Genomic DNA, 12,564 nt, shown 5'->3' on the forward strand with positions numbered 1-12,564 from the left:
CCGCCTCGTCCGAATAACACAATGGAATCGACGATGAAGCGTATCGCCGCCCTGATCCTGCTCGCCTCCCTTTCTACGAGCGTACTCGCTCTCGAACCTTTCATCGTTTCCGATATCCGCATCGAAGGCCTTAGCCGCATCTCTGCCGGCACGGTCTTCAACTACTTGCAGATCAACAAGGGCGATCGCTTCACCAACGAGGAAGCCCAGCAGGCCATCCGTGCACTGTATGGCACCAAGTTCTTCAGCGATGTGGAGCTGGAGCGCGATGGCAACATCCTGGTAGTGAAGGTGGTCGAACGCCCATCCATCGCCAAGCTGACCATCCGTGGCAACAGCGACATCAAGACGGACGACCTGAAGAAGGGTCTGAAGGACATCGGCCTGTTCGAGGGCGAAACCTTCGATCGCCTGGCGCTGGACCGTGTGCAGCAGGAGCTGATTCGCCAGTACTACAACCGCGGCAAGTACAACGTGTCGGTGTCCCCGCACGTAACCCAACTTGATCGCAACCGCGTCGCCATCGACATCGAAATCCGCGAAGGCAAAGTCGCCAAGCTCAAGGAAGTGAACATCGTCGGCAACACGACATTCACCACCGCCGAGATCGAGAAAGATTTCGAATCGGGCACCACCAACTGGTTGTCCTGGTATTCGAAGAACGATCAGTATTCGCAGGACAAACTCTCGGGCGACCTGAAGAAACTGCAGTCTTACTACATGGATCGCGGCTACGCCGACTTCGGCATCGATTCCACCCAGGTGACCATTGCGCCGGACAAGCGCGCGATGTACGTCGCAGCCGACGTCACCCAGGGCGACATCTACCATATCTCTGGCACGCACCTGCTCGGCCAGCTCATCCTGCCGGAAGACACGCTGCGCAAGCTGGTGTTCGTCAAGAATGGCGACCTATTCAACCGTCGTGCCATCGAAGCCACCTCGGATTCGATCAAGGCGCTGCTGGCCAACATCGGCTATGCCTTCGCCAAGGTGAACCCGGTTCCCAAGCTCGACAAAGACAAGAGGACCGTCGATGTGACCTGGTACATCCAGCCGGGTCCGCGCGTGTATGTGCGCCGAGTTATTTTCCAGGGCAATACCCGCACGGAAGACGACGTGCTGCGCCGTGAAATGCGTCAGCTCGAAGGCTCCTGGTATTCGCAGGCAGCCATCGATCGTTCGAAGATCCGCTTGCAACAGTTGGGCTTTTTCAAGACCGTCACCATCGACAAACAGACGGTGCCAGGTAGCGATGACGAAGTCGACCTGACCGTGAAGGTGGAAGAGCAATCCGCCGGCAGCCTCACGTTCGGCGTGGGCTATTCGCAGTACTCGGGCATCATCCTGTCAAGCTCGGTGTCACAAAACAACTTCCTCGGCACCGGCGACCGCTTCACCATCGGTGCGCAACGCAGCGACTACCTCACGCAGATCAATGCGGGCTACTACAACCCGTACCTGACCGACAACAACATCGGCATCGGTTATAACGCGACCTTCTCCAAGGCGGACTACAGCGACCTGGGCAGCCAGTACGCCAGCTACTCCAACAGCACCAAGTCGTTCTCCACCACGCTCGGCTTCCCGGTGACCGACTTCGACCGCCTGAGCGGCAGCCTTGGCATCGGCAGCACCAAGATCAATACCTACGCGGGCTATACCCCGCAACTCCTGATCGACTACATCAACGCATTGGGCAAGGACACCATCCATAGCTGGACCGGTTCGCTAAGCTGGATGCACGACACGCGCAACTCATACTGGGCGCCCACGCATGGTGGCCAGCTCACGGCGACCGTAACGGCCGCGCTGCCCGGCTCGACCGTGCAGTACTGGACCTTCAACGGCGAAGCCAATCACTACTGGCCGATCGGCGGCGGCTTCGTGCTGTACCTGGATGGCAAAGTCGGCTATGGCTCCACCTACGGTGGCAAGACCTTCGCCAACACCACGGACGACTACACCACCACCGATGGCCAGTACGGCTACAAGGCCGGCCAGCAAGTCACCTTCCCGTTCTGGATGAACTTCTACTCGGGCGGCGTGACCGATGTGCGCGGCTGGCAGGACAACACCCTCGGTCCGCGCGCTTGCGCAGGTACCGCTGCGAATGGCGGTCCGATCATCCCTACCGCGAACGGCTCCTGTTCCGGTAGCAGCTACGCTTACGCCCAGCCAATCGGTGGTGCATTCAAGGTGCTGGGTACGGCGGAAGTCTATCTACCGCTGCCGTTCCTGAAGGACGTCAACACAGCACGCGTTTCGCTATTCATGGACGTCGGCCAGGCCTACCAGAACCTGTCGAGCTTCAGCGCCAAGCAGCTCGATGCTTCGGCCGGTGTCTCGCTGCACTGGCAGGCACCGATCGGCCCGCTGATCATCAGCCTGGGCTTCCCGCTCCGTTCGCAGCCAGGTGACAGCCAATACCAGGAACGCATCCAGTTCACCTTCGGCAGCCAGTTCTAATACGGGTTGTCCCGACCAGAACCGCAAGGATCTGACCTGAAGAAAGCGCGGCCATGCCGCGCTTTCTTTTGGAACCGCAAAATAATGCGCGCAGCAAGGGCACGCCCCTACAATGCGACGCATGCCGTGGAGGCCTGCATGAGTAAAATCCAATACAGCGTGGCCGAAATTGCCAAGCGCTTCGCCCTCGAATTCAAAGGCGATGGCTCACGCATCATCGACGGCGTTGGCACGCTTTCCAGCGCGGGCCCGAACCAGCTCAGCTTCCTGTCCAATAGCAAATACGCTGCACAACTGAGTACGACGCGCGCCGGTGTCGTGGTGCTGCACAGCGATGATGCGGAAAACTGTCCCGCCGCTGCGCTGATTGCACACGACCCCTACGTTGCCTACGCCCGTATCGCCACATTGTTCGAACGTCTGCCCGCGGCTCCACATGGCATTCATCCAAGTGCGGTCGTCGCAACGGGGGCACATGTAAGTCCCACGGCCAGCGTTGGTCCCTGCTGCGTCATCGAAGATGATGCCGTCGTCGAAGAAGGAGTGGTACTAGGGCCGCATTGCATCGTCGGCTCCGAATGCGTGGTAGGTGCGCAATCGCGGTTGGTCGCACGGGTCACCCTGGTTACGCGCGTAACCTTGGGCAAGCGCGTACTGGTGCACCCTGGCGCAGTGATCGGCTCCGACGGGTTTGGTCTTGCCTTCGATCGCGACCACTGGGTGAAGTTGCCGCAACTAGGCGGCGTACGGATTGGCGATGATTGCGAGATCGGCACCAATACCACCATTGACCGCGGGGCGCTGGACGATACCGTGCTGGAAGAAGACGTGCGGCTGGACAACCAGATCCAGATCGCCCATAACGTTTATGTTGGCGCACACACCGCGATGGCAGGATGTGCGGCTGTGGCCGGGAGTGCGAAAATCGGCCGCTATTGCATGATCGGCGGCAATGCCGGGGTGCTAGGCCATCTGGAAGTGGCCGACCGAGTTACCATTACCGCCAAGAGCCTGGTGACGCATTCCATTCGGGAAGCTGGTGAGTATTCCTCCGGAGTGCCTCTGCAAGAAAACCGTCAGTGGCGCCGCAATGCTGCACGATTCAAGCACCTGGATGAGTACGCGCGCCGCGTGTCGGCGCTGGAAAAGGATAAGAACGATGATTAATAGCCTGTGTTCGTATTCCAAGTGCCTCGCATTGCACCGGAGTAGCCGCCATGCAGCCACGTGCGGCTTGACCAGACAACCAGTCTGGCGCTGCGCCACGCACGACTACCTGACAACCACTCCGGCGCAATGCGAGGCACTTGGAATATGAACACAGGCCCTAACAACACTGCTCCGATCACATTACCGGTGAACGTGGAGCAGATTCAACAATTGCTGCCACATCGCTACCCATTTCTGCTGGTCGATCGCGTGATCGAGATCGTGCAGGACCAGAGCGTGGTGACGCTGAAGAACGTCACCATCAACGAACCTTTCTTCAACGGCCATTTCCCTGGTCACCCGGTGATGCCGGGCGTGCTGATCGTGGAAGCGATGGCCCAGTCAGCCGGCTTGCTCACGCAGCTCAGTGCACGCATGAAGGGCGGCTCACCCAGCTCGTTGTTCTACCTGGCCAAGGTCGACAACGCCCGTTTCAACGCCCCCGTGGTGCCGGGTGACCAACTGCGCATGGAAGTACACCTCAAGCGCCTGTTGCGCAGCATGGGTCTGTTTGAAGCCCACACTCTGGTCAACGGCAAGGAAGTGGCTAGCTGCGAGCTGATGTGCGCCGCGAGGTCCGAGAAATGATCCATCCGACCGCGCAGATCGATCCCACTGCCGTCATCGGCAAAGATGTACGCATGGGTGCCTACACCGTGATTGGCGCCGATGTACATATTGGCGACCGCACGGTGATCGGCCCGCATGTTGTGATCCAGGGCCCGACGCACATTGGTTGCGATAATCGCATCGCACAATTTGCTTCGCTCGGCGGCGATCCGCAAGACATGAAGTTCGCGGGCGAGCGCACCGAGCTGATCATCGGCGACCGCAACATGATCCGCGAATTCGTCACCATCAATCGCGGCACCGGCGATGGTGGCGGCGCTACGCGCGTAGGCAATGACAACCTACTGCTTGCCTACGTGCATATTGCGCACGACTGCACCGTCGGCAACAACACCATCTTCTCCAACTATTCGGCGCTAGCCGGCCATGTTGAAGTCGGCGACTGGACGGTGTTTGCTGGTTATTCCGGCGCGCACCAATTCTGCAAGGTCGGCGAGCACGCCTTTATCGCCATGGGTTGCCTGCTCGGTGCCGACGTGCCCCCATTTCTGATGATGGCCAATGACCAGGCTGGACGTCCGCGCGGACTTAACACTACCGGGCTGAAGCGTCGCGGCTTCGAGCCAGAGCGCATCACCGCCATCAAGCGTGCGTATCGCACGCTCTACACCTCCGGTCTGCCATTGACCGAAGCTCGCGATCAACTGGCGGAACAAGCCAAGGAAAGCGAAGACGTGCGCCACATGCTTGAGTTTCTCGATCGTAGCGAGCGAGGGTTGGCACGTTGATACGCGTCCCGCGTATCAACAAATCAAACACGGGCTTTTGCTCTAGATGCAGCCATGTCCGCTGATGCCAACGAACTAACGATCGCCATCATCGCCGGCGAAGACTCCGGCGACCAGCTCGGCGCCGATCTTATTGTGGCACTGCGCCGGCAATACCCCGATGCGCGTTTCATCGGCATCGGCGACCGCCGCATGCAGGAACACGGTTTCGAATCCTGGTACGACATCCGCGAACTGTCATTATTCGGCTTCACCGAGGTGATCAGCCACCTGCCGCGCCTGCTCAAGCTGCGCAAGGAACTCATCGCGCGCCTGCTTAGAGAAAAGCCAGCCATCGTCGTCGGCATCGATGCGCCCGATTTCAATCTTGGCCTCGAACGCCGCCTGAAACAGGCGGGCCTGCGCACCGTGCACTACGTCAGCCCATCGATCTGGGCATGGCGTGAAAAGCGTGCCGACAAGATGGGGCAGAGCGCCAGCCGTGTCCTGTGTCTGTTTCCGATGGAGCCACCGATCTATGCCAGACATGGCATTGATGCGCGCTTCGTGGGTCATCCGCTGGCTGACCGCTTCCCGCTCGTCTCCGATCGCATCCCGTCACGGCGTGCCTTGCAACTGCCGCTGGATGTCCCGGTGCTTGCTGTACTGCCTGGCAGTCGGCACGCGGAGATCGAGCGACTGGCTGCGCCGTTTCTGGATGCCGCGCGACGCGTCGCCGCCATCTTGCCTGGTCTGCGCATCGTTATTCCTGCTGCCAACTCCCGCGCACTCGCAACGTTGAAAACCCTGCTTGCACGCGGACCGCACGATGAGATGATGCCAGTGTTGCTGGAGGGCCGCGCGCACGATGCCATGCTGGCCGCGGACGTGGTGATGCTCGCGTCTGGCACCGCCACGCTGGAAGCCATGCTAGCCAAACGCCCGATGGTGGTGGGCTATCGCGTCTCCCCCATCAGTTACCGCATCGCACGCATGTTCAACATGCTCAAGACCGATGTCTATGCATTGCCGAATATTCTTGCCCGCACCTGTGGCATGGGCAAAAGCGCCATGCTCGTTCCCGAATTGATGCAGAACAATTGCACCGCGGCAAAACTGGCCGACGCCACGTTGTCGTTGTTCCAAGACAGTGAGCGGCGTGGCGCGATCGTCAACGCGTTCGAACAATTGCACGAAGCGTTGCGCGGCGATCTGCACGGCCATGCCGGCGATCACGCGGCGACGGCGATTGCTGAGTTGATCGAGCGATGAAAGCGTGCTTCGCTCGTAGCTCCACGCAAGCCTTTACCCCTCACCTCAATCCTCTCCCCAAAGGGGAGAGGAAGCGAACGCGAAAAACACATGATTGAATTTAGAGCGGGGGTCGATGAAGCAGGCCGAGGCCCACTGGCAGGACCTGTAGTAGTCGCAGCCGTAGTACTCGACCCGCGCAAGCCCATCGATGGACTGAACGACTCCAAGAAGCTGAGCGAAGCGCGCCGCGAAACGCTTTACCCGCTGATCATCGAACGTGCCTGGGCCTATTCCGTCGTGCTGATCGAGGCGGAAGAAATCGATCGACTGAACATCTTCCAGGCCACCATGGCCGGCATGAGCCGCGCCGTCGCCGGTCTGGCACCGGCCGCCACACTAGCGCTGATCGACGGCAACAAGCTACCCAAGAATCTACCCTGCCCTGGCCGCGCCATCGTCGGTGGCGATGCGCTGGAGCCGGCCATCAGCGCGGCCTCGATCCTGGCCAAGGTGAGCCGTGATCGGCTCATGATTGATCTGGACAAACAACACCCCGGCTATGGCTTTGCCGTGCACAAGGGCTACCCCACCCCAGCGCATCTTGCCGCCCTGCAACAGCTCGGCCCCTGCAGCGAACATCGGCGCAGCTTCGCACCAGTAAAACTCCTGTTGGATCAAGGCCAGCTTTTCTAAACCGACGCTGCTCAAAAGAAAAAGAAGTCACGGCATCAGACCCTACAAAACACGCGTACGCTTTCAGGAAGGATGGGCACGCCTAGCCTTAACGATTCGCGATTCCCTACTTACCGCCCTTGTCAATTCTTGCCCGCACCACATCACCCCGCTAGTCTGGGACATTGCGTTCGCGTGCGAGCCATGTCCCTTCGTTTCGCTCATCTGCATCTACACAGCGAGTATTCGCTGGTCGACTCCACCATCCGCATCAAGGCGCTGGTGGCGGCCAGTGTGCAGGCCGGTGCGCCCGCCGTAGCGCTCACCGACGAATGCAACATGTTCGCGCTGGTGAAGTTCTACAAGGCGTGCAGCGCGGCTGGCATCAAACCCATTGGCGGCTGCGATCTTTGGATCAGTTCGGCGGACGATCCGCGCCCCTGGCGCCTCACCATGCTGTGCCAGAACCGCGACGGCTACCTGAATCTTTCTCGCCTTGTCTCGCGCACCTGGCGCGAAGGCCAGCAAGGCGGGCGCGCATTGACCGATGCCATGTGGCTCACACCCGATGCGACAACGGGACTGATCATCTTGCTAGGCCGCGAAAGCGAAGTCGGTCGCATCGCAGTCAATCAGGGCAGCGACGCTGGCGCAGCACGCCTGCATTCGCTGATGCGGCTGTTTCCCGATCGTCTTTATCTGGAACTCACACGTTGCGGTCGCGAAGGCGAAGAGGCATGGAATAACGCCGCACTCACGCTGGCAACCGGATTGGATTTGCCGGTTATCGCCAGCAACGACGTACGCTTCCTCAAGCAGGATGACTTCGAAGCCCACGAAGCGCGCGTGTGCATTCACCAAGGCCGCGTGCTGGCCGATCCCAAGCGCCCGCGCGACTACAGCGACCAGCAATTCCTGAAAACGCCGCAAGCGATGGCGGAGCTGTTCGCCGATATTCCGGAAGCGCTCGAAAACACACTGGAGCTCGCCAAACGCTGCAATCTGGAAATGAGCTTCGGCACCTATTACCTGCCGAACTTCCCAGTACCGGAAGGTCATGACCTGGCCAGCTACATCCGCGAGATCGCGCGCGAAGGACTGAAGGAACGCCTTGCCGCCGCCCCGCTCGCCCCTGGCCATATCCTGGCCGATTACGAAACCCGCCTGGAACGCGAGCTGGACGTGATCATCAAAATGGGCTTCCCTGGCTACTTCCTGATCGTGGCGGACTTCATCAACTGGGGTAAGCAAAACGGCATTCCGGTCGGTCCCGGCCGTGGTTCGGGTGCAGGCTCGCTGGTCGCATGGGTGCTGAAAATCACCGACCTCGATCCCTTGCAATTCAACCTGCTGTTCGAGCGCTTCCTCAATCCCGAACGCGTATCGATGCCGGACTTCGACATCGACTTCTGCATGGATCGCCGCGACGAAGTAATCGACTACGTCGCGCGCAAATACGGTCGCGATCACGTCAGCCAGATCATCACCTACGGCTCGATGGCGGCCAAGGCCGTGCTACGCGACTCCGGCCGCGTGCTCGGCATGGGCTACAACGCGGTCGACAAGATCGCCAAATTGATCCCCCCGCGCCCGCTCGACCTCACGCTGTCGTGCGCACTCGGCCGCTCGGAGAAAGCACAGAAAGAACCCGACCGCGTGGTGAAGGAATTCTGCGCGCTATACGAGCAGGACGAAGAAGCCCGCACGCTAATCGATTTGGCGCTGAAGCTGGAAAGCCTCACACGTAACGCCGGCAAACACGCCGGTGGCGTGGTGATCGGTCCGCAACCACTGACCGAATTCGCACCACTATATTGCGAACCGGGCGGTGCCGGTGTCGTCACGCAATACGACAAAGATGACGTCGAAGCCGTTGGCTTGGTGAAGTTCGACTTCCTCGGGCTGCGCACGCTCACCATCATCGACTGGGCGGTGAAGGCGATCAATAGGCGGATTGCGGGATTCGGGGAAAAGCCAGAAGCTGAAACCCCGCCGAATCCTGCTTTTCCGAGTCCCGAGTCCCGGATCCCGAGTCCCGCAGACCCTCTGGACATCACCCAGCTCCCGCTCGATGACGTACCCACGTACGAGCTGCTGAAGCGCGCGCAAACCATCGCCGTCTTCCAGCTCGAATCCTCCGGCATGCAACGCATGTTGAAGGATGCAAAACCCGACCGCTTCGAAGACATCATCGCGCTGGTGGCCTTGTACCGCCCCGGCCCGATGGACCTGATCCCTAGCTTCGTCGCGCGTAAGCACGGCCGCGAAGAAGTGATCTATCCCGATCCACGCGTCGAACCCATCCTGAAAGAGACCTACGGCATCATGGTCTACCAGGAGCAGGTGATGCAGATGGCGCAGATCGTCGGCGGTTACTCGCTCGGCGGCGCCGACCTGCTGCGCCGCGCGATGGGTAAAAAGAAAGTCGAGGAAATGGCCAAGGAACGCGCCAAATTCCGCGAAGGCGCCGCCAAGGACGGACTCAGTGGCGAAAAATCCGACGCTATCTTCGACGACATGGAAAAATTCGCCGGCTACGGCTTCAACAAGTCGCACGCCGCCGCCTACGCACTGGTCTCTTACCAGACCGCGTGGCTGAAAGCGCACTATCCGGCCGAATTCATGGCCGCGACCATTTCGTCGGACATGGACAACACCGACAAGGCGGTGACGTTCCTGGACGAATCGCGCGCCATTGGCCTGAAGATTCTGCCGCCGGATGTGAATGCTTCGGAATTCATGTTCGTCGCCGTAGAATCGCGCGTCATCCGCTACGGCCTGGGCGCAATCAAAGGCGTCGGCCAGGGTGCCTGCGAAGCCATCGCCGACGAATGCAAAAAAAACGGCCTGTACAAGGATCTGGCCGACTTCTGCCGCCGCGTCGATCCCGGCAAGCTCAATCGGCGCGTGATGGAAGCATTGATTCTCTCCGGCGCACTCGACGCGCTAGCGCCCAACCGCGCCAGCCTGATGCTGCAATTGCCGGACGCCATGAAGGCCGCCGACCAGCATCTACGCGACCGGCAATCGGGCCAGAACGACATGTTCGGCGCAACCATGGGCAGCTCCGCGTCCGTCGTGCAGGTCGACCTGCCCACCGCACCGGAATGGCCGCTGGAGCAAAAACTGCACGGCGAACGCGAAACCCTCGGTCACTATCTGTCCGGTCATCCCACCGATCCCTGGCGCGAAGAACTCGCCCAACTCTCCACCTGCCCGTTAGGCGAGATCGCCGACCGCTATCAGCCGCCCCGCCCGCGCAAGAGCGACAACGACGACGGCAACCGCTTCCGCCGCGGCCCCGACACCCCATGGACTGTGGCCGGCATGGTCACCGCCGTGCGCAAGCGCGGCGACAGCGACGCCTTCGTCCGCCTGGAAGACGGCACCGGCATCATCGAAGTGAGCTTCTTCGGCGAACTGTTCCAGCAAGTGGCACCGCTGCTGACCCGCGACGAACTACTGGTGGTCGAAGGCGGCCTGCGCATCGACGAATTCTCCGGTGGCGGCTTCCAAGTACGCGCCCGCAGCGCCATGTCCCTCGCCGACGCCTGCCGACGCTACGCACGCCTGCTACGCGTCAAGGTCAACGGCATCGGCCCCGACTTTGTCCCACAACTGCGGCAAGCCCTTGCCGGGCATCGCGGTGGTGGCGCCAGCGTGATCCTCAACGGCTATCGCAACGCTACGGCGCAAGCCGATTTGGAGTTCGGACAAGAGTGGAAAGTACATGCCATTCCCGAGTTGCTGCACACGCTGCGCGGGATGCCGGGTGTGCTGGGGGCTGGCGTGAGAATCGTGAAGACGGGGAATGGGGAATAACCCATCCGATGACACACATCCAAAACGTCTGATGGGTACGCACCGCTACTCCGGACGGGTGCACCGTATTCTTATTTTTGAAGCTTTGTTACCGGTAAAGAAGATGGTGGCAAAGAAATCTGTTTTCTCTGGACACAGCTCCTGTATGCCTCCCCCAACGTCCCATTCATTGGTGTTGAGGAGGCATTGCTTTTGTGTAGAGCTCATTGTTTTGACTTCAATCCAGCTAACTGGACACTCAGTTGGCTTTGGCTTGGGAGAAAAAGCTTCATTAGGGAGTCTGGCTAGAATGGACTCTTTAGTCTCCCCGATCAAGAAAGCTCCAGCGTTGCCGTTAGTAATTTCAAAGACCTTCATTGGCTGATCGAAAGTATGAAAGAAATAACCAACGGCAATAACGCAAGCTAGTACCAGTACGCCAATAATTTTTAGTGATGCGGATAGCACTTTGTTCATTAGCATGCCTCAATTCAATCTTCCGTCGGCTAGTTATTGGGATAGTGCTGCTGCCAAGCCCCAGGTATGTCGGGCATTGTTCCACCAGCATTTTGAATGATTGAATTTGTTGCAGTATTTGAATTAGGACCATTTTTCGCGTCATAGGGTTGGCCCGAGTCATAAGAGTCCCCCGCCCCTGTTACAGCCCCATCGAACTGCGAGCTTGTCATACCTGGCGGCGGCGGTATGTTCCAGTCAGACACGCCATTGGCGCCACCATCGCCTTGGAAAAACGCATTCCGATCATCAACAGCAGTGGGAGCATTGCTCCCCTGAGGGAAGGGAGTTGTATTGCCTGCCAAACTATATTGGCGATCAATTACACGCTGCCCGTTGCAGTCTAGATACCAAACAAAAACAGCACAGTGAACGTATTGCGTCATCGTCACAACTCCCAACGCGGTCACTCTTCCGTCATTAATCGGCCTGCAAACCACCATAGTTTGCGGATTTCGGCGATCGTGACCGCGTATTTCGGTTGATCGTGACCGGTCAGCGCCAGTCATTGTGCGGTGCACTCGAGTGTAACTGGACCGGTCACGATGAGGTATCGGCGGCTGGCTTGGCGGAGGACTTTCGGCGCATCGATTCGCCCTTCAACACGATGCGATGAGAGCGGTGTACGAGACGGTCGAGGATGGCATCGGCGAGGGTGGGATCGTTGAGCCAGGCGTGCCAGTGTTCGATCGGTAGCTGGCTGGTGATGAGGGTCGATTTGCCGTTGCCGCGATCGTCGATGACCTCCAGCAGATCATGGCGCGCCGCCTGATCGAGCGGTGTCATGCCCCAATCGTCAAGGATTAGCACGTCGATGCGCGCCAACTGAGCAAGCACGCGACCGAAGCTGCCGTCGGCGTGGGCGATGCGTAGCATCTCGGCGAGGCGTGGCACACGCTGATACAGCACCGGGAAGCCTTGGCGGCAGGCATGTTGTCCAAGCGCACACGCCAGCCACGTTTTACCAACCCCGGTCGGACCGGTCAGCAACACACTTTGCCCCTGCCGGATCCAGTCGCCGCCGGACAAGGTGGCGATCAGGCGTTTGTCGATACCGCGGTCGGCGCTGTACTGCACATCTTCCAGGCAGGCCTGGGCGTGTTTGAGCTTGGCCACACGAAGTAATCGTTCCTGCCGTCGACCGTCACGCCAATGGCGTTCGCGATCGACCAGCATGCCGAGCCGATCTTCGAACGGCAGATCGTGACAGGCCGGCAACAGGCGCTGTTCTTCCAGCGCCTGTGCCATGCCGTCGAGCTTGAGGGCACGCAAGTGTTCAAGGGTGGGATGGATCAACAAGGTGGTC

General features: G+C 59.8%; 10 protein-coding genes. 7 read left to right on the top strand and 3 right to left on the bottom strand.

The window, feature by feature from the left end; genetic code table 11:
* The first annotated feature begins 33 nt into the window (after window positions 1–33).
* The 7 genes from bamA (at window position 34) to dnaE (ending at window position 10,763) form a co-directional block, all read left to right on the top strand.
* Window positions 34–2,469 carry an outer membrane protein assembly factor BamA gene (gene bamA, locus EO087_RS05530; protein WP_128897999.1) on the top strand — a complete coding sequence of 812 codons (2,436 nt, stop codon included), beginning with the start codon at window positions 34–36 and terminating at the stop codon, window positions 2,467–2,469.
* A 138-nt stretch (window positions 2,470–2,607) separates the two neighbouring features.
* Window positions 2,608–3,636 carry a UDP-3-O-(3-hydroxymyristoyl)glucosamine N-acyltransferase gene (lpxD, locus tag EO087_RS05535; protein WP_128898000.1) on the top strand — a complete coding sequence of 343 codons (1,029 nt, stop codon included), beginning with the start codon at window positions 2,608–2,610 and terminating at the stop codon, window positions 3,634–3,636.
* Window positions 3,637–3,783: 147 nt separating this feature from the next.
* Window positions 3,784–4,266, top strand: a complete 483-nt coding sequence (gene fabZ, locus EO087_RS05540) for a 3-hydroxyacyl-ACP dehydratase FabZ (protein ID WP_128898001.1) — start codon at window positions 3,784–3,786, stop codon at window positions 4,264–4,266.
* Window positions 4,263–5,036 (top strand): acyl-ACP--UDP-N-acetylglucosamine O-acyltransferase, encoded by a 774-nt coding sequence (gene lpxA / locus EO087_RS05545; RefSeq protein WP_128898002.1) that lies wholly within the window; start codon window positions 4,263–4,265, stop codon window positions 5,034–5,036. The genes fabZ and lpxA overlap by 4 nt, the downstream gene beginning before the upstream one ends.
* A 54-nt stretch (window positions 5,037–5,090) precedes the next feature.
* The gene (lpxB, locus tag EO087_RS05550) at window positions 5,091–6,287 is read left to right on the top strand and encodes a lipid-A-disaccharide synthase (protein ID WP_128898003.1); all 1,197 of its coding nucleotides are present in this window, start codon (window positions 5,091–5,093) and stop codon (window positions 6,285–6,287) included.
* A gap of 90 nt (window positions 6,288–6,377) precedes the next feature.
* Window positions 6,378–6,962, top strand: a complete 585-nt coding sequence (gene rnhB, locus EO087_RS05555; protein WP_128898004.1) for a ribonuclease HII — start codon at window positions 6,378–6,380, stop codon at window positions 6,960–6,962.
* A gap of 183 nt (window positions 6,963–7,145) precedes the next feature.
* The gene (dnaE, locus tag EO087_RS05560; RefSeq protein WP_128898005.1) at window positions 7,146–10,763 is read left to right on the top strand and encodes a DNA polymerase III subunit alpha; all 3,618 of its coding nucleotides are present in this window, start codon (window positions 7,146–7,148) and stop codon (window positions 10,761–10,763) included.
* 45 nt (window positions 10,764–10,808) lie between these two features.
* Here dnaE and EO087_RS05565 read toward each other — a convergent pair whose 3' ends face one another.
* From EO087_RS05565 to istB, 3 genes are all read right to left on the bottom strand, one after another.
* Window positions 10,809–11,219: a hypothetical protein gene (locus EO087_RS05565; protein ID WP_128898006.1), complete on the bottom strand. Its 411-nt coding sequence runs from the start codon at window positions 11,217–11,219 to the stop codon at window positions 10,809–10,811.
* A 29-nt stretch (window positions 11,220–11,248) separates the two neighbouring features.
* Complete coding sequence (locus EO087_RS05570; protein WP_128898007.1) at window positions 11,249–11,644, bottom strand: hypothetical protein; 396 nt, start codon at window positions 11,642–11,644, stop codon at window positions 11,249–11,251.
* 154 nt (window positions 11,645–11,798) lie between these two features.
* Complete coding sequence (gene istB / locus EO087_RS05575; RefSeq protein WP_128897459.1) at window positions 11,799–12,557, bottom strand: IS21-like element helper ATPase IstB; 759 nt, start codon at window positions 12,555–12,557, stop codon at window positions 11,799–11,801.
* Between the last annotated feature and the right edge of the window lie 7 nt (window positions 12,558–12,564).

It is taken from the genome of Dyella sp. M7H15-1, from assembly GCF_004114615.1.
Taxonomy (GTDB): Bacteria; Pseudomonadota; Gammaproteobacteria; order Xanthomonadales; family Rhodanobacteraceae; genus Dyella_B.